Genomic DNA, 25,192 nt, shown 5'->3' on the forward strand with positions numbered 1-25,192 from the left:
ATGAGCCAAACCTTCCCCCTCCAACCCGCCCTGCGCCGCTCTGCCATCCTGGTGCTGGTCGTGGCCGCGCTATGCGTGCTGGGTGTGGCGGTGTGGGCGCAGGTCGGCGGCGAACGCGGGATCGCCCCGGTCGCCTCGAGCAGCGACATCCAGGTCTCGGGGATCGAGGTCGATGTCCGCGCCGACAGCGGTTCGGCCGCACGCGCGCAGGCCTGGGAAGAGGCGCAGCGCACAGCGTGGGAGCGACTCGACGGGCCGCAATTGAGCGATTCGCAGATCGCGGGCCTCGTGTCCGCCATCGTCATCGAGCGCGAACAGCTGGGGCCGAAGCGCTATATCGCCACGCTTGGCGTGGTGTTCGATCGCCAGCGCGCCTCGCGCTATCTCGGTTCCGAAGGCGAAGCGCGGCGCTCGGCGCCCATGCTGCTGCTCCCGGTGACGGTCTCTGCGGGCACGCAGATGGTCTATGAACGGCGCAACCCGTGGCAGCGCGCCTGGGCCGAATACCAGGCAGGGCAGAGCCGGATCGACTATGTCCGCCCGGCGGGCGCGGGCGGCGATTCGCTGCTGCTGACCTATGGCCAGACCGGTCGCCGCAGCCGTACCTGGTGGCGCAATGCGCTCGACCAGTTCGGCGCGGCCGATGTCCTCGTGCCAATCGCGAACCTGCGCTACACCTATCCCGGCGGTCCGGTCGAAGGCACCTTCACCGCGCGGTTCGGCCCCGACAATCAATATCTCGACGGGTTCGACATGACCGCCGCTTCGCCGGCCGAACTGCCCGCCATGCTCGAACGCGCAGTAGTGCGTTTCGACCGCATTTTCGAACTGGCGCTGGCCGATGGCAAGCTGCGGCCCGATCCCACACTCGATATCGGCACGCCCGAACTCGACCCCGCGCTCCAGCGCCTGCTCGAACTGGGCCGGGCGATGCGCGCGCGCGACCAGGCCGCGGCTGCCGCCGCCTCGCAGCCGACCACCGAAAGCGGCGACGCGATCACTGCCGCCCCGATCCAGACGCCGCCGCCCGAAGGTTCGGTCGCGCTCTACACCGTGCAGGTGGCCACTCCCGATGCCGGCGCCTTCGATGGCGCGGTATCCGCCGTACGCGGCACGCCGGGGGTCCGCAGCACGGGCATTCGCAGCACGGCGATCGGCGGGACTTCGGTGATGACGGTGAGCTATGCCGGGTCGATCACGCAATTGGCCGAAGCGCTGCGCGCGCGCGGCTTTACCGTTCGCCAGGGCAGCAACGCGCTCGCCATCAGCCGCTGAGCCGCGCGCGGTGACGTCGCAGATCGCTCTCCCGTTGATTCCCGCCGGTGCGGGCGAGCCGTCCTTGATCGTGATCGGATCGGGCAACCGCGCGGTTGCCGAAGCGCTAGGCACGCCCGCCAACTGGCCGTTTCGCACCGCGATCCTCCATGGGCCGCCCCGGTCGGGCAAATCGCTCTTCGCGCGCTGGTTCGCGGCGCATCATTCTGGGGGCGTGATCGACGGCGTGCAGGCGCTCGCCGAGACCGAGATATTCCACCGCTGGAACCGCGCGCAGGAAGACAGCTTGCCGCTGTTGCTGGTGGTCGATGGCGAGAACTGGGAGATCGCGCTGCCCGACCTGCGCAGCCGGATGGGCGCCGCGCTACAGCTCGAAATCGGCCCGCCCGACGACGATATGGCGCGCGACCTGATGCTCTCGCATGCCGCGCAGCGGGGGCTCGCGCTGGGGGAAGGCGCACCCGCCTATCTGGTCCCGCGAATGGAGCGCAGCTACGCGGCGATAGAGAAAATCGTCGCCGAAATCGACCGGCTGAGCCTTGAACGGCAGGTTCCGGCAACCCTATCTGTATGGCGTGACGCGTTGGAGGCGGTGCAGGGGCCGGACCAGGGCCGCTTGCTTTAATCGCCACCCGGTGGGAGAATAGTGTCCATGTTCGAACGGCTTGTCGCCTATCTCGACAGCGTGAAGGCACGCGATCCTGCCCCTCGCAGTCGTTGGGAAGTGCTCACCTATCCCGGCGTCTGGGCGGTATTCTACCACCGCGTCGCGCATTGGCTGTTCGAAGCCGAGCTGTTTTTCCTCGCCCGGCTGGTCAATCACTGGAGCCGGATGGTTACCGCGATCGACATTCATCCGGGCGCGACCATCGGTAAGCATTTGTTTATCGATCACGGTTTCTCGGTGATCGGCGAAACCGCCGAAATCGGCGACAATGTCACTATCTACCAATGTGTTACGCTGGGCGGGACCAATCCGACGAACGGCAAGGGCGGCAAGCGTCACCCGACGATTTCGGACGAGGTGATCATCGGGTCGGGCGCGCAGGTGATCGGCCCGATCACGGTGGGTCGCCGTGCGCGGATCGGCGCCAACGCGGTGGTTACCGACGAAGTGCCCGAAGGCGCCACGATGATCGGCCTCAAGGCGCGCAGTACGCTCGTGCCGGCCGAGGAATGGGTGAAGGAATTCATCCCCTATGGCACGCCCTGCGACGATCCGTGCGAGCCGAGCCGCGATTGCATCGAGAAGCTCGAGACCGAGATGAAGTCGCTGCGCGCCGAAATCGACGCGCTGCGTGCCGAAGCCGAGCCCGCCCGCCGCAGCGGTACCGAGGATTGATGAACTTCCTTGGCGACACGGTGGTCGCGTTTCCCGGGCGGAAGCCTCAGCAGATCGGCTTTACCCGCGAGGAACTGACCCGCATCCTCGACCTTTACGGGCGCATGGTCGCAGCCGGGCAATGGCGCGATTATGCGATGGATTTCACGCGCGACGTCGCGGTTTTCGCCGCTTTCCGCCGCGCCGCCGAACGCCCGCAGGCGCGGATCGAGAAACGCCCCGAGCTGCGCAACAAGCAGGGCATGTGGACACTGGTCGGCGAACACGGCCAGGTGCTCAAGCGCGGCCACGAACTCCCCGGCGTGATCGCGCCGATGGAGCGGCGCTTGCTCAAGGCGATCGACAGCTAAGCGCAGCCGATATGAAAAAGGGGCCCGCGCCGCAGCGCAAGCCCCTTTTTGCGTGACCAGTGCTGCGGATCAGCCGCGCGCGCTGCCCGGGCCGGTGCCGGTAACCTTCTGCATCGCGGTCAGGATCGCGCCCGACTGCTCGCTGCCCGACTGCGGGGCCTTGAGGTTCGAGAACTCGCTGATCTTGTCCCAATTGGCGGCGAAGCCTTCGACCGTGCGGTCTTCATCCTTCAGCCAGACTGCATCGTTCATCACGGTCCAGGCGCTATGGAAGCCGCCCGCACCCGCGCCGACGATCGCGTTGGTCGGCGCATCTTCGCTGACCAGGAACAGCGCGGCCGGGACCACATTGACCGGGTCGAACAGCTTGAAGGCTTCTTCGGGGAACAGGTCTTCGGTCATCCGCGTGCCCGCCACCGGGCTGATCGTGTTGACCTTGATGTTGTACTTCGCGCCTTCGAGCTGGAGCGTCTTGGTCAGGCCGGCAAGGCCGAGCTTGGCCGCGCCGTAATTGGCCTGGCCGAAATTGCCGAACAGGCCGGTCGAGCTGGCGGTCATCAGGATGCGGCCATAGGCCTGCTCGCGCATGGTTTCCCACACGGCCTTGCTGACGTTGGCCGAACCGTTGAGGTGGACGTCGACGACGAATTCGAAGTCGTCCATCGTCATCTTGGCGAAGGTCTTGTCGCGCAGCACGCCGGCATTGTTGATGACGACGTGGACGCCGCCCCACTTCTGCTTGGCGTCGGCGACCATCTTTTCCATCTGCTCGAATTCGGTGACCGAACCGCCGTTCGACACGGCTTCGCCGCCGGCCTTTTCGATTTCCTCGACCACCTGCAGCGCCATGTCCGAATGGCCGGTGCCGTCGCGCGATCCACCGAGATCGTTGACCACGACCTTGGCCCCGCGGCGGCCGAGTTCGAGCGCATATTCGCGGCCCAGACCGCCGCCTGCGCCGGTTACGATGGCTACCTTGTCCTTGAAATCGATGCTCATCGAGCTGCTCCTGCTTTGTCGTTTACGTAAAGGTTAATTGGGCGCGTGGGTGGCATGTTCGCTTCGCACTTGCAACACCGGGTATGGCGGGCCGCCGTTCCGTAGCGGCGGGATGCTCAACCCAGCCTGGCCAGCGCCGGAACCAGTTCCGCCAGCGACTCGATCTCCGCATCGGCGCCCAGCTCGCCGCGCGGTTTGTCGCAATACCCATAGCGCGCGCCGATCACGGGTACGCGGGCCGCGCGCGCTGCGGCGATGTCATACGAGCTATCGCCGACAAAGGCGAGGCTGCCGCCGCCGCCGCGCCGCTGCGCTTCGAAGATCGGGTCCGGCGCGGGCTTGGCCTTGCCCTTGTCCATGGTATCGCCGCCGATGATCGCGACGAAATGGTCGGCGAGGTCGAGCGCAGCGAGGATCTGCCGCGCGAAGCTTTCGAACTTGTTGGTTACCACCACCATCGCGATGTCGCGCTCACGCAGCAGGGCAAGCGTTTCGCGGGCATACGGATAGGGCTGCGTGTGGACCGCGTTGTTGTCCGCATAATAGGCCAGCATCGCCTTGTAGAGCCTGCGGAATTCATCCTCGGGCAGGCCGCCCTGTTCGTCCACCGCGCGCTGCAGCATGATCTTCGCGCCGCCGCCGATCAGGTCGCTGGCGTGGTCCGCCGGAACCGGGGCGAAGCCGCCGAGGTCGAGCGCGTGATTGACCGCCGCGCCAAGGTCGCGGTGGGTTTCGAGCAAGGTTCCGTCGAGATCGAAACCGATGATGGCGAAGGGCAGGTCGGTCATGGCAGCGGCGGTGGCGGAAGGTTCTTCAAACTGCAAGCGATTGGTGGCAAGGCTCGGCGCCATGAACACTTCCCGCGAATTCGCCGCCGTCATCCTTGCTGCAGGCAAGGGAACCCGCATGAAAAGCGACCTGCATAAGGTCCTGCATCCAATCGCGGGGCGGCCGATGCTGCTCCACCTGCTCGACAGCTTTGCCCAGCTCGATCTCAAGCGCACTGTCGTGGTGGTCGGCGACAAGCGCGAGCAACTCGACGCCGCGCTGGAAGGGCGCGACGTTGCCACTGCATTGCAGGAGCCGCAGCTCGGTACTGCCCACGCCGCGCTGCAGGCGCGTGAAGCGCTCGAAGGCTTTTCCGGCCATATCCTCGTGTGCTTCGGCGATTGCCCCATGGTTCGCGGCGAGACGGTACAGCGGCTCATCGCGGCGCTCGACGATGGCGCGAAGGTTGCGGTGCTGGGCTTCCGTCCGGCCGATCCGCTCGCCTATGGCCGCATCATCGCCGATGCCGATGGCACGGTTTCCAGAATGGTCGAATTCAAGGATGCGAGTGCGGACGAACGCGCCTGCGACCTGTGCAACTCGGGTCTGATCGTGGCGCATTCGGACGATATGTGGCCGCTGCTCGACGCGGTCGGCAATGACAATTCGCAAGGCGAATACTACCTTCCCGATGTCGCCACCGGTGCGATTGCGCGCGGCGATACGGTCAAGGTGGTGGAGACCGATGCGGGCGAGGTCGCCGGGATCAACAGCCGCGCCGAACTCGCCCGCGCCGAGGCGCAATGGCAGGAGCTGAAACGCGAGGAAGCGATGACCGACGGCGTCACGCTGACTGCACCCGAAACGGTGTTCTTCAGCTGGGACACCGTGCTCGCGCCCGATGTGACGGTGGAGCCGCATGTCGTGTTCGGCCCTGGCGTCACCGTCGCCCGCGGTGCGCGGATCCGCGCTTTCAGCCATCTCGAGGGCGCGCGTGTGGGCGAGGGGTGCTCAGTCGGTCCCTATGCCCGCCTGCGCCCCGGCGCGGTGATGGAAAAGGACAGCTTCGTCGGCAATTTCGTCGAGATGAAGCAGGCCACGCTGGGCGAGGGGGCCAAGGCCAGCCACCTGACCTATCTCGGCGATGCCGAGGTCGGCGCGGGCGCCAATATCGGCGCGGGCACGATTACCTGCAATTACGATGGCTATTTCAAGCACAGGACGGTGATCGGCGACCGCGCCTTTATCGGATCGAACAGCGCGCTGATCGCGCCGGTGCGGATCGGGGCCGATGCGATCGTGGCGGCGGGAAGCGCGGTCAGCCGCGATGTCGGCGACGGCGATCTGCGCATGGTGCGCGGCGAACAGGTGGTCAAACCCGGCTGGGCGGACCGCTTCCACGACGCGATGAAAAAGAAGAAGGCGGCGGCAAAGAAGTGAGAGCGCTGCCAGTCTTCACCTTGCTCCTCGCGTCCTGTGGGGGCGGGACCGCGGAAAACGAGGCTGGACCGGCGCGGGAGCGCGGCAAGCCGGTGGTGGCCCCGGCGGCCGCGCTATCGCCTGTCGCGGCACCAGCTCCCACCAGTCCGCTTGGCAAGACGGTCGGATGCGCGCCCGAGGAAGAGCGGATCTTTTCCTGCAAGGTCGCCAGCGGCAAGCGGATCGCGATTTGCGGCACGGGCGAGCGGGACGCCGAATACCGCTTTGGCGAAAGCGTCCCCGAACTCGTCCTGCGCGGCGGCCGCTGGGCGAGCGTACCCTATTCGGGCGGGGGCGAGGCGCAGATTGCCTTTGCCAGCGGCGCCACGCGCTACATCGTCTTCAGCCGCATGGTCCGGACCAATTTCGCCGCCGGAGAGCCGAACAACCCCGCGATCAGTGACGGCGTGATGGTGCTCGACGGCGAGAAGGTGATCGGCCTCCAGCTCTGCGACGATGCGGATACCGTATCGATCGACTACGATCTGGCCGAAGCCCATTTCCCGCGCTCGGACGAGCTGTTCAGCTGGGAGACCGACCGCGCCGACCGCCGAACCCGATAGCTGCTGGCTGTGTGGGCGCGCGCTGGGGCGCAAGGTCCAGCAGCATCACCCCGTGCCCAAGGCCAAGAAGGGGCGCGAGACCGTGCCGCTCCACCCGATCTGCCACCGCGCGATCCACGCCAATTTCACCAATGCGCAGCTGGCACGGATCGGCGCGGATCGCGAGGCACTGCTGGCCGACGAGGCGCTGGCGCGGTTCGTGGAATGGTTGGCCGACAAACCGCCCGATTTCCACGCCCCGACGCGCCGGCCGCGCTGATCAGTCCGCCAGTCGCTGCAGCAGATAGACCATCTGCAGCGCCTGGATCTTGGCGCGCTGTTCATTGTCCACGCCGCCCGAATGGCCGCCGGTCATGTCCTCGAAGTAGTAATACTCCTGCCCCAACTCCTTGACCCGCGCCGCGCCCTTGCGCGCATGCGCGGGGTGCGTGCGGTCGTCGGCGGTCGAGGCCCAGAAGAACGGTGCCGGATAATCCTTGTTCTCGAGCAGCTTCTGATAGGGCGAATAGGGCTCGATCCAGGCGCGCTGTTCGGCGATCCGCGGATCGCCATATTCACCCGTCCACGACGCGCCGCGCCCGATCACGTGATAACGCAGCATGTCGAACAGCGGGATCTGGACGATGGCCGCATTGAACAGGTCGGGACGCTGGGTGAAGGCGGTGCCCACAAGCAATCCGCCCTGCGAGCCGCCCTGGATGCCGAGATGGTCGGGGCTGGTGATCCCGCGCGCGATCGCATCCTCGGCGATGGCGAGGAGATCGTCCCAGGTACGCTGCTTGTTCTCGCGGATCGCGTCCTGGTGCCAGCCGGGGCCGAACTCGCCGCCCCCGCGCATATTGCCGAGGATGTAGGCGCCGCCGCGCTCGAGCCAGATCTTGCCGATCGAACCGAGGTAGGAGGGCAGGCGCGGGACTTGGAAGCCGCCATAGCCGGTCAGCAGCGTGGGATTGGTCCCGTCCATCACCATGCCCTTGGGCTTGACGAGGAAATAGGGGATCTTGGTCCCGTCGGCGCTGGTCGCCTCATATTGTTCGACTTCCATGCCTGTCGCATCGAAGTAGCTGGGCGAGGTCTTGATCACCTCGGGCGCGGCGCTGCCGTCCGAATAATAGAGCGTCGAGGGCGTGAGGAAGTCGGTCACCGAATACATGATCTCGTCCGAACTCTCCGACGCGGTCTGGACTCCGACGGTCGAATTGTCGGGCAGTGCGATCTCGCTCGAGACCCATGCGCCATCGACATGATCGAACTTGAGCACGCGCCCGCGGACATTGTCGAGCAGGCTGACGTAAAGGCTCTCGGCGGTATTCGCCGCGCCCTGCTTGGTCTGCTTGTCCTCGGGGGCCCAGACGAGCGTCTTGGTCGCACCGTTCGGGTCGGCCTTGAACGCTTCGAGATCGACCGACACCAGCGCATCGGCGGGGAAGGTCTGGCCCTGCGTTTCCCAATCGACATCGGTCGAGAACAGCAGCTGGCCATCGATCAGCCCATAGGGCGCGGCCTTGAGCGGCATGTCGAGCCGCAGCCATTCGCCCTCATGCTGCCAGAAATACTCGGTTTCATGGAAGCTGGTCGCGCGGAAGGCGTAATAGCCATGCGCGGTGCCGGTGTGATCGCGCAGCAAGGTGGCGCTCGACCAGACATCGGCTTCCTCGCCGCGCCAGATTTCCTGCGCGTCCTCGATCGCGGTGCCGCGTTTCCAGATGCGCGATGTGCGCGGATACTGGCTTTCGGTCAGCGTGCCTTCGCCGAAATCGCGGCTGACCAGCAGCGTATCGGCATCGACCCATTCGATCCCGCCCTGGCTCTTCTGGTCGAGGAGGAAGCCGTCCTCGACGAAGCTCTTGGTGGCCATGTCGAACTCGCGGAGCACGGTGGCGTCCTCACCCCCGTCGCTCAGCGCGATCATGCACATCCGCTCCTGCGGCGGCAGGCAGGTGCTGCCCTTGTAGACCCATTCGCGGCCCTCCGCCTCGGCCAGCGCATCGACGTCGAGCACGGTTTCCCACTGCGGGTCGTCGGTGCGGTAGCTGTCCAGCGTGGTGCGACGGACCAGCCCGCGCGGGTTCTGCTTGTCTTGCCAGAAATTATACAGCCCGTCGGGGCGAATCGTCACATAGGGAATGCGATCCTCGCTATCGTAGATCGCCAGCGCCTCGGCCTTGACTGCGTCGAACCGCGGGTCGCCCGCGATGAGCTCCATCGTCCGTTCGTTCTCGCTGCGCACCCAGTCGAGCGCTTCGTCGCTGCGCGCCTCCTCGAGCCAGATGTAGCTGTCCTCTTCGGGACCGGGGATGCCGTCCTGCGCGGCGGCGGGCGTTTGGGGTGCAAGCGTCATGGCAGCGGCAATGGCCAGCGCGGATACGAGTTTCAAGGGCTGTCTCCTGAGTCTTGGATGCCTTATGCGCAAAGGCGGGACGCAGGAGCAAGGGGGCGGGGCGTTTTGGCGAAATTCCTCCGGCCGCGACCCGTCAGTCGGCTTCGGCAGGTGCGTCGCGCAGCACCCAGACCGAGATCGTGCGGGCATGGATTCGGGCATGCGACCGGCGTTCGTAATCGCGCGCCACGGTCCGCATCACCAGCGCCTTCACCTGCTCGTTCTGCGTTGTGAAGGGAATGTCCGCGGTGACGATCACTGGCGGCGGGCGCGACAGGATCCGACGGACCTCGTCACTCTGCCGGACCCCCAGCGCATCGCGTTCGAGCGCATTGTTGAGGTGGTCGGGATAGATGAACCGCGTCGGCAGGCAGCTGCCCGTTTCGCGGTAGAGCGCGGTGGGGCCATCGAAGACCCACAGGCAGCGCGTGCGGTCATCGACCAGCGGGCTGATCGTGGCCACCAGCTGCGCCATGCCGGCGCGCGAACGCTGCGTCGCGTCCACCCTTGTGCCGTAATAGAGCAGCGAAAAGCAGATCGCGATCGCGGCCAGCATCGGCGCCAGCCGCAGCGGCCCGCGCCGGTCGAGAAACGGCAGCGCGAGCAGGATTGTCGCCGGCACCAGCGCCGCGTAATAATAGGCATAGACCGTCGAGGGCAGGAACACCGTGGCCAGGCTGGCGAGCAGCCAGGCGGCATAGAAGGCGTAGGTGCGTCGGTCGGTCGGGATACCCATCCGCAGCGCCGCATAGGCCCCCAGACCCGCGAGAGCGACAAGCGGGAGCTGGTACAGCCAGTGCGCCGAGAAGCGCCCCGCGGGGGAGGGCAGACGGTCGAAGAAGCTGACGAAATTCGCAAACCAGAAGGCGTCCCATTCGCCGATCGCAAGATAGGACAGGCCGACCAGCGCGGTGGGCAGCAGCCCGAGAGCGGCAAAGACGGCGCCCAGCCCGGCGAGGCGGACCAGCGACCGATCGCGCCCGTACTGGCCCCACAGCGCCCACAAGCCGAAGAACGCACATTGCGGCACGACGGTGTATTTGATCTGCAGCGCCAGTCCGCCGATCAGCATGGCGGCGAGCGCGCGGCGGATCGCATGCGGATGGCCGGGGTCGCGCACCAGGATCGCCATCGCCAGCATGGCGGGGACATGGAAAATCTCGGTCTGGCCCGAATGCGGGCCGTAGAGCGCCATGAGGAGGAGGTAGAGGACAGCTGCCCCCATCGCGACGGTCCGGTCGACCAGCGTCAGCGCCAGATGCCGTGTGAGCACGGCGCCGAGCACCGCGAAGCCGGTCGCGAACAGCTGGTAGGCCAGCGGCGAGGGCCCCCCGATGGCATGCGCCAGCGCATAGAGCAGGAACAGGCCGAACGGCTTGCGGTCCCACAGATCGACGAACGGCAGCTTGCCATCGAGCATGGCATTGCCGATCAGCGAATAGAGCTGTTCGTCGATATCGGCATTGGCATCGCCCAGGAACGGCAGGCGGATCACCAGCGCACAGACCGTCAGGAGCAAGACCACGCTGACCGCGTCGGCGCGCGAGTGGAAACCGGTTTGCGGATCACTGGACTTCACGATTTGCGCCTTCATGGCGTGCTGGCCCCCACCTGTCGCCATGCTCTGTGGCGCAGCGTGGTAAACTTTAGCCTAACCCACGCGGGGTAGGCGATAGGGCGCGCAAACGAAAAGGGCGACCCCGCAGGGCCGCCCTTCGTGTTCGGTATGGGGCGAAGCCTCAGCCCTCGACGTGTTCGGCGAGGACCGTCAGGCCGTTTTCGCCGACCTCGGCGAAACCGCCGCGGACTTCGACCAGTTCGGGCGCGGCGCCTTCGGTCTTGTAGATCTGCACCGATCCGTCGCGGATCGTTGACATGAAGGGCGCGTGGCCTTCGAGCACGCCGAATTCGCCTTCCGCACCGGGGACGACGACCATGTGGACGTCTTCGGAGCGGACCAGCTTGGCCGGTGTGACGAGTTCGAAGTGGAGGGCCATGTGCTTACGAGTCCTCGGCCAGCTTCTTGGCCTTCTCGACCGCCTGGTCGATACCGCCGACCATGTAGAAGGCGGCTTCGGGCAGGTGATCGTATTCGCCGTCGACGACTGCCTTGAACGAGGCGACCGTGTCTTCGAGTTGGACGAACTGGCCGGGGATGTTGGTGAACACCTCGGCGACGTGGAACGGCTGCGACAGGAACTTCTGGATCTTGCGCGCGCGGGCCACGGTCAGCTTATCTTCTTCCGACAGCTCGTCCATGCCCAGGATGGCGATGATGTCCTGCAGGCTCTTGTACTTCTGCAGCGTTTCCTGGACCCGGCGGGCGGTGTTGTAATGCTCTTCGCCGACGACGCGCGGTTCGAGCACGCGGCTGGTCGAATCGAGCGGATCGACGGCCGGGTAGATACCCAGTTCCGAAATCGCACGGTTGAGCGTGGTGGTCGCGTCGAGGTGGGCGAAGGAGGTCGCCGGGGCCGGGTCGGTAAGGTCGTCGGCGGGAACGTAGATGGCCTGGACCGAGGTGATCGAACCCTTGTTGGTCGAGGTGATGCGTTCCTGCAGGTTACCCATGTCGGTCGACAGCGTCGGCTGGTAGCCCACGGCCGAAGGAATACGGCCGAGCAGTGCGGACACTTCCGAACCCGCCTGCGTGAAGCGGAAGATGTTGTCGACGAAGAACAGCACGTCCTGGCCTTCCACGTCGCGGAAATATTCCGCCATGGTCAGACCCGACAGCGCGACGCGGGCACGTGCGCCCGGCGGTTCGTTCATCTGGCCGAATACCAGCGCAACCTTCGAACCTTCCGCGATGGCATTGCCGTCGGCGTCCTTGGCGATAACGCCTGCGTCGAGGAATTCGTGATAGAGGTCGTTCCCCTCGCGGGTACGTTCACCGACACCGGCGAAGACGGACACGCCGCCATGACCCTTGGCGATGTTGTTGATCAGTTCCTGGATCAGCACGGTCTTGCCGACGCCGGCACCGCCGAACAGGCCGATCTTGCCGCCACGCGCATAGGGCGCGAGCAGGTCGATGACCTTGATGCCGGTGACGAGGATGGCCGCTTCGGTCGACTGGTCGACGAACAGCGGGGCTTCGGCGTGGATCGGCATCGTCTGGTCGGCGCCGACCGGGCCGCGTTCGTCGATCGGCTCGCCGATGACGTTCATGATGCGGCCGAGCGTCTTCGGGCCGACGGGGACCGAGATTTGCGAGCCGGTGTTGACGACTTCCTGGCCACGGACGAGACCTTCGGTCGCGTCCATCGCGATGGTACGCACGGTGTTTTCACCGAGGTGCTGCGCGACTTCGAGGACCAGCGTGTTGGCGCCGTTCTTCGTTTCGAGCGCGGTCAGGATGGCGGGCAGTTCACCTTCGAACTGCACGTCGACGACGGCGCCGATGACCTGGCTGATGGTGCCGTTGGGCGATTGGTTGAGTACGGGTGCGGTGGCCATGATCTATGTCCTGACTTGGGGTTTAATGCGCCTTAGCCGACGCAGACATTTTCCGGATCGGCAAAGGCCCATTCGCCTTCGCCAGCAGTAAGGGTCGCCTTGTTGCGAAGATATTCGTCGTCACCGAGGCCGAATTCGCACACGACATCGGGCGAACCCATGCCGGCGCGCTTGCACATCGCGGTGTTGACTGCCTCGTCTTCGGGGCAGGCTTCGGCGTATTTCGCAGTGAGCAGCGCCTGGTCGGGCGCGGGCAGCGTCTCGATCGGCTCGGGCGTCACGACCTGTTCGGGCGCGGTCTGCGCGGCGGGTTCTTCGCCGCAAGCAGTCAGCAGCGCGAGGGGGAGGAGGAGGGCAAGCTTGTTCACATCGGGTCCTTAGAGAGCTTCCGCACCGGCGATGATTTCGATCAGCTCGGTGGTGATGGCGGCCTGGCGGCTGCGGTTGTACTGGATGGTCAGCTTGCTGATCAGATCGCCGGCATTGCGCGTGGCATTGTCCATTGCGGTCATCGACGCGCCCTGTTCGGAGGCCTCGCGTTCGAGCAGCGAAGCGAACAGCTGCGTCTTGACGTAACGCGGCAGCAGTTCCTCGAGGATTTCTTCCTCGCCCGGTTCGTATTCGACCACCGCATCGCCCGCGGCTCCCGTATCGCCTTCGGGCGAGGGGACGGGGATTAGCTGGTCGACGGTCGGGTCCTGCGCCAGCGCCGATTTGAAGATCGGGTAGACGAGATGGGCGACATCGAATTCACCCTGCTCGAACCGTGCGATCAGATCGTCGGCGATCGCTTCGGCTTCCTCGAAGCCCGGCTGGCGCACTTCGGAGGTGTCGAACCACTTTTCGATCCGCTCGGCATAGTCGCGCTTGATCGGGGCGCGGCCCTTCTTGCCGACGAGGTAGAAGCGCACTTCCTTGCCCTCGGCGATCAGCGCGCGCGCCTTGACCTTGGCGGCCTTGACGATGTTGGCGTTGAGACCGCCGCACAGGCCCTTGTCGGTGTTGACCACCACCAGCAGGTGGCGCTTGTCCGATCCGGTGCCGCGCAGCAGGCGCGGGGCGCTGTCGCCGCTGACCTTGCCGGCCAGCGATGCCATCACGCCCGACAGCCGTTCGGCATAGGGACGCGCAGCTTCGGCCGCGGCCTGCGCCCGGCGCAGCTTCGCAGCCGCGACCATCTGCTTGGCCTTGGTGATCTTCTGGGTCGACTTGACCGAGTTGATACGGCCCTTGAGTTCCTTGAGGCTAGCCATTTCGGCTCCCTATCTTTGTGTCTCTGGGCTCAGGCGAACTGCTTGGCGAAGGTCTTGAGCGCGTCGACGACCTTGCTCTTGGTGTCGTCTTCGAACTTGCCCGTGGTGCGGATCTCTTCGAGCACGTCGGCGTGTTCGGCACGCATGAAGCTCAGCATCTGGGCTTCGTAATCGGTCACGCGGTCGACCGGCACATCGTCGATGTAGCCATTGGTACCGGCGAAGATCGACACGGTCTGCTCTTCGAACGGCATCGGCGAGAACTGCGGCTGCTTGAGCAGCTCGGTCAGGCGCGCACCGCGGTTGAGCAGCTTCTGCGTCGCGGCATCGAGGTCCGAGCCGAACTGCGCGAAGGCCGCCATTTCACGGTACTGCGCGAGGTCGAGCTTCATCGAGCCCGAGACCTTCTTCATCGCCTTGGTCTGCGCGGCGCCGCCGACGCGGCTGACCGACAGGCCGACGTTAATCGCCGGACGGATACCCTGGTAGAACAGGTCGGTTTCGAGGAAGATCTGGCCGTCGGTGATCGAGATCACATTGGTCGGGATGTAGGCCGACACGTCGCCTGCCTGCGTTTCGATGATCGGCAGCGCGGTCAGCGAACCGCCGCCTTCGGCCTTGCTCATCTTCGCTGCGCGCTCGAGCAGGCGGCTGTGGAGATAGAACACGTCGCCCGGATAGGCTTCGCGGCCCGGCGGGCGGCGCAGCAGCAGCGACATCTGGCGGTAGGCCACGGCCTGCTTGGAAAGGTCGTCATACACGATCACGGCGTGCATGCCGTTGTCGCGGAAGAATTCGCCCATCGCGCAGCCGGTGTAGGGCGCAAGATACTGCAGCGGAGCGGGCTCCGAAGCGGTTGCGGCGACGACGATCGAATATTCCATCGCGCCGTTTTCTTCGAGCTGCTTGACGATCTGCGCGACGGTCGAGCGCTTCTGGCCGACGGCGACATAGATGCAGTAAAGCTTCTTGCCTTCATCGTCGCCGGCGTTCGCTTCCTTCTGGTTGATGAAAGTGTCGATCGCGACGGCGGACTTGCCGGTCTGACGGTCGCCGATGATCAGTTCGCGCTGGCCGCGGCCGACGGGAACGAGCGCGTCGACGGCCTTGAGACCCGACTGCACCGGTTCGCTGACCGATTCGCGCGGGATGATGCCCGGCGCCTTCACTTCGACGCGTCGGCGTTCGGTCGATTCGATCGGGCCCTTGCCGTCGATCGGGTTGCCGAGCGCATCGACCACGCGGCCGAGCAGGCCCTTGCCGACGGGGACGTCGACGATGGTGTTGGTCCGCTTGACGCTGTCGCCTTCGCCGATTTCCTGGTCCGAGCCGAAGATCACCGCACCGACATTGTCGGCTTCGAGGTTCAGCGCCATGCCCTGAACGCCATTGGCGAATTCGATCATCTCGCCGGCCTGGACATTGTCGAGGCCGTGGATGCGGGCGATGCCGTCACCCACCGACAGCACGGTGCCGACTTCGCTGACTTCGGCTTCGGTCCCGAAATTGGCGATCTGGTCCTTGATGACCTTGGAGATTTCTGCGGCGCGGATATCCATGATGTGTGTCCTTTAAGCCTTCATGGCTTGCGAAAGCGAATTGAGACGGGTGCGGATCGAGGCGTCGATGCGCTTCGAGCCGATGGTGACGACGAGGCCGCCGAGCAGATCGGGCTCGACCTTCGTGGAAAGCTTGACGGTGCGGCCTTCGCGGGCAGTCAGCTTGGCCTTGAGATCGGCCAGCTGCGCATCGGTCAGAGCATGCGCGCTGGTCACTTGGGCAGTGACTTCACCGCGCTGCGCGGCAGCGATCGCGCGGAACGCGGCGATCACTTTCGGCAATTGGTTCAGCCGGCGGTTCTGCGCCAGCACGCCGAGAAAGTTCTGCGACAGCTCGGTCAGGCCGAGGATCGCCGAAACGCCCCACAGCGCCTTTTTCGCATCGCTGCGCGAGACCTTGGGGTTGGTGGTGACAGCGGCGAGCTCGGCCGATTCGGCGAGCGCGGCCTCGATCTTGTCGAGGTCCGATTCGACCGCGGTCACGGTTCCGTTTTCGCTAGCGAGGTCGAACAGGGCCGAAGCGTAACGCCCTGCCAGGCTAGCCTGAATACCGGCGGAAATATCCACGCGCTTGAGGTCCTCTCGGGTCCGGAAGAAAAGTCTGTGCGATCCAAGCCGGTCGTGGGCGAACGAGAGTCACCCCGGCAAGGTCGGCGCGCGCCTAGCAAAGCCCCCTCGCAATGGCAAGCCGACTCCGGGCCGGGGTGCTGGACTCTGGCGGCAAGCGGCGTAAGTTAAGTAGCATAACGCAACCAGTCACGCGGGAGAGAGCGATGAGAGTGGTGCCACTGGCCCCCAAATGCGGGGTCGAAGTCGAGGATGTGAATCTGGCCGAGGCGGAGGGCGATACGCTCACCGCGATCAAGCATGCCATCTACACGCACGGTGTCGCGCTGTTTCGCGGGCAGGCCGATTTCACGCCGGAGGCGCATATCGCTTTCGCCCAGCGCTGGGGCGGGATCGACATCAACAATTACTTCCCGCTGACCGACGAACATCCCGAGATTGCCGTGGTCCGCAAGCGCGCCGACCAGGTCACCAATATCGGCGGCGGCTGGCACACCGACCATTCCTACGACCAGGTGCCCGCGATGGGCTCGATCCTCGTGGCGCGGACGCTGCCGCCCAGCGGCGGCGACACGCTATGGGCGCATATGGGCGAAGCCTATGACGCGCTGCCCGAGGACCTCAAGGCCGAGATCGAGGGGCTCGAGGCGTTCCATACCGCCGATCATATCTATGATGAGGGCGGGCTGTACGCCAAAACCGACATGGGCAGCGACCTGCGCGGTCAGGCGCTCAAGACCGGCGCGACGCATCCGATCGTGATCCGCCACCCGCAGACCGGGCGCAAGCTGCTCTATGTGAACAGCGCTTTCACCATGCATATCGTCGGCAAGTCACGCGAGGAAAGCCTGCCGCTGCTCCAGCGATTGTGCGATGCGGCGACCGCGGCCGAGAATACCTGCCGCGTGGCGTGGGAGCCGGGATCGGTCGCGATCTGGGACAACCGCACCACTTGGCACCTGGCGATGAACGACTACCAGGGTCACGCCCGCGAAATGCACCGCATCACGCTGACCGGCGAACCGCTGGCGGCTTAATTGCGCGCGTTACATTCGTAGACGAGCCGCTCGTTCGCTTCACGCGGAAGCTGGGCCAGCACTTCGCTTTGCAGTTCGCCGAGCTGCGCGGCGGCATTGTCGCTGCCGCATTCGGGCGCGGAATATTTACCGCGTGCCTCCCGCGCCTCGCTCATCGAATTGCGCGGGAGGAGATAGCGTTCGGTGCGAAAGATGCGCCGGTCGGGGTCGAAGCTGTTGACCGACACCGCGTCTTCCGAATTGGGGACGAAGACCCGGCTCCAGCTGCCCCCGGCAAAGCCGTATTGCGTGCGCGTGTTGACGCAGCCGTCCGCGGTCCAGTCGAACTCGATATCCTCCACCTTGGCGCTGGTCACGCGGCTGCGTTCGGGGACGAGCGTGCACAGCAGCGCCGCCGCGCCGCTCGCGGGGGTGTCGCCGCCTGCCGGGTCGTCAGCGCCATCGGCCATCGCGGCGGCCACGCGGCGGTCGATCTCGTCGAGGCCGGGGCGGGTGAGATAGGCTGCCAGCGCCACCAGCACGACCACCAGCGTCGCCCCGCCGACCAGCCGCAGCCGCTTGTCGTCGCGCGGCTCGGCGCGCCATAGCGTCAGCGCCCATTGGCCGAGGCCGAAGGCGATCAGCAACAGCACGAAGGCAAGGAACACGCGGTCCTCGCGCTCGACGATTACGCCCTGTTCGGCTTCGAGCAGCGCGCGCTCGCGCTTAGTCCGCTGCACTTCGGAGCGCTGCGCCATATCGGCGCGCGCGGCCATCTGTTCGCGCTGCAGGCGCTCGCGCTCGGCCTCGTCGAGATCGGCCATCGACCGGCAAGTGCTGCCGTTGACGCGCGGCTCGACGCCATTGGCGCGCAGGAAGGGCAGCAGTTCGCGATTGGAAACCGCGAAAAAGAACTCGGCATCGCCGCCGTCATTGTCCGCGCCGAAGCTGTTGACCCCGACCACGCGGCCGCACGGGTCGAGCAGCGGTCCGCCCGAATTGCCGCGCGCGATCGGGGCGGTGTGGAGGATGGTGTCGAACTGGCGGCTGGGCCGCGCGCCCGAGACATAGCCGCGGCTTTTCACCGGCGGCTGGCTGCGGAAAATATCGCTCAGGTCGAGCCCCTGCGCGCGGTCGACATTCATCGGATAGCCGACGCTTGTCACTTCGCCGCTGTCGGGCGGGACGCCGCCGGCCAGCGCCAGCGGGGGTAGCCGCAAGGCGCCGGTGATGCGGATCAGCGCAAGGTCGTTGCGCGGGCTGACCGCGATCGGCTGGCCATAGACCGCCTCGCCGCCGCCGCTGGGGATGATGCCGATGCGTAGCGCATCGTCGCGCAAGGCGTCGCGCAGCACATGCGCATTGGTCACGACTTGGTCGCTCGCGACGGCAAAGCCGGTGCCGTGGCTGATCGGGACCAGCTCCTCGCCATCCTCGCCGATGATGACCACGCGCACCACGCCGCGCGCGGCGGCATCGATATCGGCAGGTTCGGCCTGGGCCAGCACCGGTACGAGCAGCACCAGCAGCGCGGCGAGAAAGGTTGGAATGCGTCCCATCGGGCCGTCTTGTGACGATCATTCGCTTTGACCGCAAGCCGCGGGATGCCCGCCCGCCGCGGCGCGGGCAGAAGGCTCCGGAGAGTTGAGCAAGGAGCCATTGATGACCTATCGGATCCAGGGCCTCGAGCCCGGCCAGTTCGCCCGGTTTTTCGCCAGCGACGAAGCGGCGCTCGCCCGCTCGCTCACGCACAGAGTGATTGCGGGTGAGGAGGGGCGCTATCCGTGCCGGGTCAGCCTGCGCGACGCGGACCCGGGCGATGAACTGGTGCTCACGCACTATACCAACCACGCGGTCGATACTCCCTATCGCAACGCCTTCGCGATCTATGTGCGCAAGGACGCGGGGGAAGCGGCGGACTATGTCGACGAAATGCCGCCGATCCTGCGCGACCGGCCGATTGCGCTGCGCGGATACGATGCCGGCGGCTGCCTCCACACTGCCTCGCTCGCGCTGCAGGACGATGTCGACCGGGTCGTCCGCGCACTGCTGACCGATGACAGGGTCGCCTATGTCGATGCGCATAATGCGATGCATGGCTGTTTCGCGGCACGGATCGAGCGCTATGATGGGGCCGACCATGACTGATGCCATCTCCGACGATACCGCCTGGGCGGCGGTCAAGCGGCGTGATCGCAGTTTCGACGGGCGGTTCGTCACCGGCGTGCTGACGACGGGCATCTATTGTCGCCCGTCCTGCGCCGCGCGGCATCCCGATCGCGGCAATGTGCGCTTCTTTGTCGATGGCGCGCAGGCGCGGAGCGCGGGCTTGCGCGCCTGCAAGCGGTGCCTGCCCGACGATGTCGGGCGCGACGAAGCGGCGGTGCTCGCGGCGATCGACGAGATCCGCCAGGCCGAAGATGCGCCCTCGCTCGCCGCACTGGCGCAGCTGACCGGCTATTCGCCCGCGCATTTCCAGCGGGTGTTCAAACGCGCGATCGGTCTTTCGCCCCCCGCCTATGCCCGCGCCTTGCGCGAGGAACGCGCGCGCGATGCGCTGTCGGGCGGCGACAGCGTGACCGGCGCGATCTACGAGGCGGGCTATGGCTCGGCCTCGCGCTTTTACGAAAATACGAAAGGACGGTTGGGCATGGCGGCAAGCGCATGGGCGAATGGCGGGGCGGGGGCGACAATCCGCTGGGCGATGGTCGACACCACGATGGGGCGGATGCTGGTGGCGGCGACCGACAAGGGTGTGTGCCGCCTGTCCTTCGGCGAAGACGAGAGCGAATTGCGCCGCCGGTTCCCCAAGGCCGATCTGGTCGAAGGCGGCGCGGCGTTCGGCAAACTGCTCGCCGACGTGGTCGCCAGCGTCGAGGCGCCGGGCGATTTCGCGCATATCCCGCTCGACGTGAAGGGCACCGCTTTCCAGGAAGCGTGCTGGGAAGCCTTGCGCGCGATCCCGCCGGGCGAAACGCGCACCTATGCGGAAATCGCCGCGGCGGCGGGCAATCCCAAGGCAGTGCGCGCCGCGGGCAGCGCCAATGCGCGCAACAATGTCGCGGTGCTGATCCCCTGCCACCGCGTGGTGCGCAAGGGCGGCGATCTGGGCGGCTATGCCTATGGCCAGGACATCAAGCGCGAATTGCTCGAACGGGAGACGAAATGATGGACGGGATCGACGCATTCACCGCGCTGCATGTACCGGGCGATCCGCTGGTGCTGTACAATATCTGGGACGCCGGCAGCGCCCGCGCCGTGGCTGGTGCGGGGGCGAAGGCCATTGCGACGGGCAGTTGGGGCGTGGCCGAGGCCAACGGGTTCAGCGATGGGGAGACGCTCCCGCTCGAGATCGCGCTCGAAAACCTCGCCCGCATTCTTTCGGTAACCGACCTGCCGGTGAGCATCGACATGGAGGCCGGCTATGGCGATACCCCCGCCGCAGTCGGAACATCGGTGGGCAAGGCGCACGATGCAGGCGCGAGCGGGATCAATATGGAGGACCGCATGCCCGGCGAAACCGGGCTGCTCCCCGTAGCGCAGGCGGCAGAGCGGGTTGCTGCTGCGGCCGCCACCGGCATTCACGTCAATGCGCGCACCGACGTTTATCTCGGGCGCGATCCCAAGGACTACACGCCCGCGCTGGTCGAAGACGTGCTGACGCGCGCCGCCGCCTTTGCCGAAGCGGGCGCGCGCAGCCTCTTCGTTCCCTTCCTCGGCGATCATGCGACGATCCGCACGATCTGCGAGGCATCGCCGCTGCCGGTCAACGTGTTGTGGGCGCCGGGCCGCGGTACGGCTGCCGAACTGGCCGCGCTGGGCGTCGCGCGGATCAGCTATGGCCATGGTCCCTGGGCTGCGGCGATGGACTGGCTCAAGGCGCAGGCGGAGGCTGTCTATCGACAAGGGTAGGGCGGGTACGCCGCCGGGCCGAAGTCCGATTTGGCTGCACGTCTTGTATTGCGAGTGATTCGCATTAACTAGTGGCCATGAGCACCAGACCTCCCCCGCGGACGCTTACCGTCCTTTCGCGCCAGTCCCTTTCGCCCTCGATGATCCGGGTATCGCTCGGTGGTCCGGGCCTGGCGGGGTTCCCGCCCGATTTCGCAGGCGGCTATGTCAAGCTCATGCTGGCCCCGGCCACCGCGGGCGGCAAGCCCGTGATCCGCACCTATACCATCCGCCACCAGGCCGAGGATGCCATCGCGATCGATTTCGCGCTGCACGGCGGCGAGGCTGCCGGCCCTGCGACCCGCTGGGCGCTTTCGGCCACGCCCGGTGAAATGATCAGGGTCGGCGGTCCGGGCCTGCCCAAACCGCTGCCGCAGGGGCGCGATTTCTATCTCGTGGCGGGCGACATGACTGCGCTGCCGGCGATTGGAGTCAATCTCGAAGCATTGCCGGCCGATGCGCGCGGGTTCGCCGCGATCGAGATCCAGGACGAACGCGACCGACAGGATATCGCCGCGCCCGAGGGGGTCGAGATCGCCTGGCTGGTCAATCCCGAGCCGGGGCAGCGGCCCGCGATGCTGGTCGATGCGCTGCGCAGTGCCGCGCGGCCCGAAGGCTCGCTTGCCGCATGGGCAGCGTGCGAATTTTCCGCGATGAAGCGGCTGCGCGAATATCTGCGCGGCGAACTCGCGCTCGCGCCCGCCGATCTCTACCTTTCCAGCTATTGGAAGCACGGCATGATCGAGGACGAACACAAGCTGGCCAAACAGCAGGACGCCGCCGCGCAGCCTGCCTGAATCAAAACGGGGCGGACCCAAGGCCCGCCCCGCATGATCCGGATTCGCAGCCCGATCAGAGGCCCGAGTTCATCCCGTCGACGCTCTTGCTGACGAGGATGTTGACCGCCACGCGGCGGTTCTGAGCCTTGCCCTGTTCGGTGGTGTTGTCCGCCGCCGGATCGGCCTCGGCCATGCCGGTCGGGGTCAGCATCCGGTAGGGTGCCCAGTCGCATTCCTGCTGGAGGAAGTTGACCACGCGCGAGGCGCGCTTCTCGCTCAGCTCCTGGTTGTATTCATAATCGCCGGTCGAATCGGTGTAGCCGACCACCAGCAACAGCGCGTTGTCGGTGTTCTTGGCCTGCGCCGCGGCCTGGCACAGCTCGTAACGCGCCTGCTGCGACAGATTGTACTTGGCCGTGTCGAAATAGACGTTGGTCGTGCCCTTGATATTGTACTGGTCGATATCGGCGACGCGGCCGCGCAGCGCCTCGGTCGCGGCTTCATTCGCGGTGAAACGCTGGTCGGTCCCGGTGTGGATCATCCGCGCGGTTTCGAGATGCTTGCTCTTGAGCGCGATCTTGGTGGCGATCAGCCCGCGATCGGCCCATTCGACCGTCTCGACTTCGACCGGCAGGCCATTGAGCAGGTCGGCGGCCGAAAGCTGGTCCTTGTCGAGACCCAGGAAGCCGCCGCTGCTGCGGATTTCGGTCGCCGGGCTGATAGCTACGACTGTGCGCATGCCATCGGCGCTGGTGACCTGGATCTTGTTATCCTGGCGCGCCGAGATCACGCCTTCGAATTCGGGGCCTTCGGGCATGCCGGTCAGGTCGCTGGGCGTGGTGCCCACGACAGTCATCGGTTCGCCTTCGCTTCGCACACCGCCCTGCGGATCGAGTTCCTGCGCCTGCGCACCGGCGGCGAGGGGGAGGGCGAGCGCGGCGAGCGCTGCGACTGTCTTCGAACTCTTGGATAAGGCAATCATATTCATACTCCTTCAATTCGAACCGACACGGGCCGTCGAGCGGGTGTGGAATGCCGCTTTCTCCCCAATTGCGCCTGTGCGGTCAATCAGCCCCCTTCATTCGGTAACGGCTCGGTCGAGCGGCGCGGGGCCGCAGGCGGGGGCTGGTGTTGCCCGCAGCCTGTCTCGCAAATGAACCGCCGGGGGCAAGTCGGGCGCCATACGGATGGGCAGGGCGCGAACTGCGATGAACCGACGCTTACGGCGTCCGGGCCCAGCCGGCCCGCGCGGGTTCGAGCGTGTCGAGGAAGGCCTCGGCGCTGTCGAGATAGTCGCGCTGGCGTTCCTCGCCCATCCGGTCCCAGGTGGCGTAGATGCGCCCGATCCGGTGGTTCTGCTCCAGCCGCGCGCGGTGGCGCTCCATGAAATGCCAGTATAGCGGATTGAACGGGCAGGCGCCTTCGCCGGTCTTCTTGCTGGGCGAATAGGTGCAGCCCGCGCAATAATTGCTCATCTTGTTGATGTAATTGCCGCTCGCCGCATAGGGCTTGGACGCCAGCTTCCCGCCATCGGCATAGAGGATCATCGCCGCCACATTGGGCAGCTCGACCCATTCATAGGCATCGGCATAGACGACCAGGTACCAGTCCTGCACTTCGCGCGGGTTCACTCCAGCGAGCAATGCGAAATTGCCGAGTACCATCAGCCGCTGGATATGGTGCGCATGTGCATTGTCGCGGGTGGAACGTATACAGTCGGCAAGACAGGCCATGTCGGTTTCGCCGGTCCAGTAAAACTCGGGCAGGCCGCGCTTCGCGTCGAGCGCATTGGCTTCCTGCAGGTGCGGCATCTGGTGCCAGTAGAAACCGCGGACATATTCGCGCCAGCCGATGATCTGGCGGATGAAGCCCTCGACGCTGTTGAGCGGTGCGCGCCCCTCACGATAGGCTTTCTCTGCGCGGCGGCACAGCTCGAGCGGGTCGAGCAGCCCCAAATTGATGCTTGTCGAAAGCATCGAATGGAACAGATCGTCCTCGCCCGCGACCATCGCGTCCTGATAGGGGCCGAAGCACTCAATGCGTTCGGCGAAGAAAGCATCGGCGGCCTTCTCGGCCTCGTCGCGCGTCACCGGCCAGCCGAATGTATCGAGCGATCCGAAATGGTCGCCGAACCGGCCTCCGACCAGCTCGATGACCTCCTGTGTCACGGTATCGGGTTCGAACTTGGGCCGTTCGGGCGCGGCAAGCCCGTCCTTTGGCGGCTTGCGGTTCTCGCTGTCGTAATTCCACGCGCCGCCTTCGGGTTGGCCGTCCTCGGCCATGAGCAGCCCGGTCTTGCGCCGCATCTCGCGGTAGAAGAACTCCATCCGCAGTTCCTTGCGGTCCTGCGCCCAGTCGTCGAATTCGGTCTGGCTGCAGATGAAGCGGTCGTCGCGCAGGATTTCTATTTCGCAGGCGAACTTGTCCGCCCATTGCTCCATGTCCTGCCGCACGCGCCATTCGCCTGCCTCAACCACACTGACTAGCCGCGGATCGTGCTGTTCGATTGCGCGCGCGACTTCGCCGGTGAAGCTGCCCGCATTGTCCGGATCGCCTAGTTCGGTGTAGTCGACGCTCCATCCCGCATCGCGCAATTCCGCGGCGAAATGGCGCATGGCGGAAAAGATCAGCGCGATCTTCTGCTTGTGGTGGCGGACATAGGTCGCCTCGTCCCACACCTCCATCATCATGATGACACTATCGTCCTTGGTGCGCCCGCGCAGGCTGGCAAGGTCGCGGGTCAGCTGGTCGCCGAGGATGGGCACGAGGACGGGGCCGGACATGGTTCTTCCAATGCCCGGCCCCCGCGATGGTGCCTTACAGCTTGGCTATTTCCTGCTTCGCCGCATTCATGCCCTGTTCGATGGCCTCGGGACCGAAGCCAGCCTTCTCGACGCGGACGAAATGCAGATCGTCCACCCCGATGAAGCCGAAGAAGGTGGTCAGCAGGCTTTCCTGGTTCTCGGCCAGCTGGTCGGTCGAATATTCGCCGCCGCGCGCCGAGGCGACGACGACCTTGCGTCCGCCCGCGAGCCCCTCGGGGCCGTTTGCGCCATACTTGAACGTCACGCCGGGCACGCCGAGCCGGTCGAGCCATGCCTTGAGCTGGCTGGGGATGGTGAAATTGTACATCGGCGCGCCGACGATCACCACGTCGCTGGCGAGGAATTCGTCGAGCACCGCGCGCTGTTCGGGGTAGGCCGCGGCAACCGCTTCCTCATGCGTTTCGGGCGGGGTGCGGATCGCGCTGGTGGTGATCGGGTCGATATGCGGCAGCGGTTCGGCCACGAGATCGCGCGTGATGACCTTGGCCTCGGGATGCTTGGCGGTGAAATGGGCGAGCAGTTCGTCGGTCAGCTTGCGGCTGATCGACTGGTCGCCGGTGGTCGAGCTGTCGATACGAAGGATTTGCATAGCGTGAACTCCATAGTTACTGTTGATAACCTGGAGGC

Annotated in this window: 26 protein-coding genes; 12 read left to right on the plus strand and 14 right to left on the minus strand. The window is 65.8% G+C overall.

Features of this window, described 5'->3' with window-relative positions; all coding sequences use genetic code 11:
* From V6B15_RS03285 to V6B15_RS03300, 4 genes are read left to right on the plus strand one after another with little or no spacing between them, the layout of a single operon-like run.
* Positions 1-1,275: a heavy-metal-associated domain-containing protein gene (locus V6B15_RS03285; RefSeq protein ID WP_334200011.1), complete on the plus strand. Its 1,275-nt coding sequence runs from the start codon at positions 1-3 to the stop codon at positions 1,273-1,275.
* Positions 1,276-1,285: 10 nt separating this feature from the next.
* Complete coding sequence (locus V6B15_RS03290; RefSeq protein ID WP_334200012.1) at positions 1,286-1,900, plus strand: HdaA/DnaA family protein; 615 nt, start codon at positions 1,286-1,288, stop codon at positions 1,898-1,900.
* Between the two features lie 27 nt (positions 1,901-1,927).
* Complete coding sequence (epsC, locus tag V6B15_RS03295) at positions 1,928-2,617, plus strand: serine O-acetyltransferase EpsC (protein WP_334200013.1); 690 nt, start codon at positions 1,928-1,930, stop codon at positions 2,615-2,617.
* On the plus strand, positions 2,617-2,967 hold the full coding sequence (locus V6B15_RS03300) for a DUF2794 domain-containing protein (RefSeq protein WP_334200014.1): 351 nt from the start codon (positions 2,617-2,619) through the stop codon (positions 2,965-2,967). Before epsC ends, V6B15_RS03300 begins: the two co-directional genes overlap by 1 nt.
* Before the next feature lie 69 nt (positions 2,968-3,036).
* On the opposite strand, the gene V6B15_RS03305 is transcribed toward V6B15_RS03300, so the two are convergent.
* Positions 3,037-3,966 carry an SDR family NAD(P)-dependent oxidoreductase gene (locus V6B15_RS03305; RefSeq protein ID WP_334200015.1) on the minus strand — a complete coding sequence of 310 codons (930 nt, stop codon included), beginning with the start codon at positions 3,964-3,966 and terminating at the stop codon, positions 3,037-3,039.
* 116 nt (positions 3,967-4,082) lie between these two features.
* Complete coding sequence (locus V6B15_RS03310) at positions 4,083-4,754, minus strand: HAD-IA family hydrolase (RefSeq protein WP_334200016.1); 672 nt, start codon at positions 4,752-4,754, stop codon at positions 4,083-4,085.
* Positions 4,755-4,815: 61 nt separating this feature from the next.
* Between V6B15_RS03310 and glmU the strand changes: the two genes are divergently transcribed.
* The 3 genes from glmU to V6B15_RS03325 are packed head-to-tail and all read left to right on the plus strand — an operon-like array spanning position 4,816 to position 7,035.
* Complete coding sequence (gene glmU / locus V6B15_RS03315) at positions 4,816-6,174, plus strand: bifunctional UDP-N-acetylglucosamine diphosphorylase/glucosamine-1-phosphate N-acetyltransferase GlmU (protein WP_334200017.1); 1,359 nt, start codon at positions 4,816-4,818, stop codon at positions 6,172-6,174.
* A complete protein-coding gene (locus tag V6B15_RS03320; RefSeq protein ID WP_334200018.1) occupies positions 6,171-6,776 on the plus strand; it encodes a hypothetical protein in 606 nt (201 codons plus the stop codon). The genes glmU and V6B15_RS03320 overlap by 4 nt, the downstream gene beginning before the upstream one ends.
* A gap of 7 nt (positions 6,777-6,783) precedes the next feature.
* A complete protein-coding gene (locus tag V6B15_RS03325; RefSeq protein ID WP_334201319.1) occupies positions 6,784-7,035 on the plus strand; it encodes an HNH endonuclease in 252 nt (83 codons plus the stop codon).
* On the opposite strand, the gene V6B15_RS03330 is transcribed toward V6B15_RS03325, so the two are convergent.
* From V6B15_RS03330 to V6B15_RS03365, 8 genes are all read right to left on the minus strand, one after another.
* Entirely contained in the window at positions 7,036-9,153 is a 2,118-nt protein-coding gene (locus V6B15_RS03330; protein ID WP_334200019.1) for a prolyl oligopeptidase family serine peptidase, read from the minus strand.
* A 97-nt stretch (positions 9,154-9,250) separates the two neighbouring features.
* A complete protein-coding gene (locus tag V6B15_RS03335; protein ID WP_334200020.1) occupies positions 9,251-10,735 on the minus strand; it encodes an ArnT family glycosyltransferase in 1,485 nt (494 codons plus the stop codon).
* Positions 10,736-10,895: 160 nt separating this feature from the next.
* A complete protein-coding gene (locus V6B15_RS03340; protein WP_334200021.1) occupies positions 10,896-11,153 on the minus strand; it encodes an ATP synthase F1 subunit epsilon in 258 nt (85 codons plus the stop codon).
* Between the two features lie 4 nt (positions 11,154-11,157).
* Complete coding sequence (gene atpD, locus V6B15_RS03345) at positions 11,158-12,615, minus strand: F0F1 ATP synthase subunit beta (RefSeq protein ID WP_334200022.1); 1,458 nt, start codon at positions 12,613-12,615, stop codon at positions 11,158-11,160.
* 32 nt (positions 12,616-12,647) lie between these two features.
* The gene (locus V6B15_RS03350) at positions 12,648-12,983 is read right to left on the minus strand and encodes a hypothetical protein (protein WP_320181990.1); all 336 of its coding nucleotides are present in this window, start codon (positions 12,981-12,983) and stop codon (positions 12,648-12,650) included.
* A 9-nt stretch (positions 12,984-12,992) separates the two neighbouring features.
* A complete protein-coding gene (locus V6B15_RS03355) occupies positions 12,993-13,868 on the minus strand; it encodes a F0F1 ATP synthase subunit gamma (RefSeq protein WP_334200023.1) in 876 nt (291 codons plus the stop codon).
* Between the two features lie 29 nt (positions 13,869-13,897).
* Entirely contained in the window at positions 13,898-15,427 is a 1,530-nt protein-coding gene (gene atpA, locus V6B15_RS03360; protein WP_334200024.1) for a F0F1 ATP synthase subunit alpha, read from the minus strand.
* A gap of 12 nt (positions 15,428-15,439) precedes the next feature.
* The gene (locus tag V6B15_RS03365; protein WP_253523344.1) at positions 15,440-15,994 is read right to left on the minus strand and encodes a F0F1 ATP synthase subunit delta; all 555 of its coding nucleotides are present in this window, start codon (positions 15,992-15,994) and stop codon (positions 15,440-15,442) included.
* 206 nt (positions 15,995-16,200) lie between these two features.
* Between V6B15_RS03365 and V6B15_RS03370 the strand changes: the two genes are divergently transcribed.
* Positions 16,201-17,031, plus strand: a complete 831-nt coding sequence (locus tag V6B15_RS03370; protein ID WP_334200025.1) for a TauD/TfdA dioxygenase family protein — start codon at positions 16,201-16,203, stop codon at positions 17,029-17,031.
* Here the strand turns inward: V6B15_RS03370 and V6B15_RS03375 are convergent.
* Complete coding sequence (locus V6B15_RS03375; protein ID WP_334200026.1) at positions 17,028-18,569, minus strand: S1 family peptidase; 1,542 nt, start codon at positions 18,567-18,569, stop codon at positions 17,028-17,030. The genes V6B15_RS03370 and V6B15_RS03375 overlap by 4 nt on opposite strands.
* Before the next feature lie 103 nt (positions 18,570-18,672).
* Between V6B15_RS03375 and V6B15_RS03380 the strand changes: the two genes are divergently transcribed.
* From V6B15_RS03380 to V6B15_RS03395, 4 genes are all read left to right on the plus strand, one after another.
* Positions 18,673-19,158 carry a DUF1203 domain-containing protein gene (locus V6B15_RS03380; protein WP_334200027.1) on the plus strand — a complete coding sequence of 162 codons (486 nt, stop codon included), beginning with the start codon at positions 18,673-18,675 and terminating at the stop codon, positions 19,156-19,158.
* Positions 19,151-20,179: a bifunctional transcriptional activator/DNA repair enzyme AdaA gene (locus V6B15_RS03385; RefSeq protein ID WP_334200028.1), complete on the plus strand. Its 1,029-nt coding sequence runs from the start codon at positions 19,151-19,153 to the stop codon at positions 20,177-20,179. The genes V6B15_RS03380 and V6B15_RS03385 overlap by 8 nt, the downstream gene beginning before the upstream one ends.
* Positions 20,176-20,922 (plus strand): isocitrate lyase/PEP mutase family protein, encoded by a 747-nt coding sequence (locus V6B15_RS03390; RefSeq protein ID WP_334200029.1) that lies wholly within the window; start codon positions 20,176-20,178, stop codon positions 20,920-20,922. The genes V6B15_RS03385 and V6B15_RS03390 overlap by 4 nt, the downstream gene beginning before the upstream one ends.
* Positions 20,923-20,999: 77 nt before the next feature.
* On the plus strand, positions 21,000-21,758 hold the full coding sequence (locus V6B15_RS03395; protein WP_334200030.1) for a siderophore-interacting protein: 759 nt from the start codon (positions 21,000-21,002) through the stop codon (positions 21,756-21,758).
* A gap of 55 nt (positions 21,759-21,813) precedes the next feature.
* On the opposite strand, the gene V6B15_RS03400 is transcribed toward V6B15_RS03395, so the two are convergent.
* The 3 genes from V6B15_RS03400 to V6B15_RS03410 form a co-directional block, all read right to left on the minus strand.
* The gene (locus tag V6B15_RS03400; RefSeq protein ID WP_334200031.1) at positions 21,814-22,722 is read right to left on the minus strand and encodes an OmpA family protein; all 909 of its coding nucleotides are present in this window, start codon (positions 22,720-22,722) and stop codon (positions 21,814-21,816) included.
* A 238-nt stretch (positions 22,723-22,960) separates the two neighbouring features.
* Positions 22,961-24,523: a cryptochrome/photolyase family protein gene (locus tag V6B15_RS03405; protein ID WP_334200032.1), complete on the minus strand. Its 1,563-nt coding sequence runs from the start codon at positions 24,521-24,523 to the stop codon at positions 22,961-22,963.
* A 34-nt stretch (positions 24,524-24,557) separates the two neighbouring features.
* Positions 24,558-25,154 carry an FMN-dependent NADH-azoreductase gene (locus tag V6B15_RS03410; RefSeq protein ID WP_334200033.1) on the minus strand — a complete coding sequence of 199 codons (597 nt, stop codon included), beginning with the start codon at positions 25,152-25,154 and terminating at the stop codon, positions 24,558-24,560.
* Positions 25,155-25,192: the final 38 nt, after the last annotated feature.

Source organism: Qipengyuania sp. Mu-71, from assembly GCF_036867055.1.
In the GTDB taxonomy this organism is placed as follows: domain Bacteria; phylum Pseudomonadota; class Alphaproteobacteria; order Sphingomonadales; family Sphingomonadaceae; genus Qipengyuania; species Qipengyuania profunda.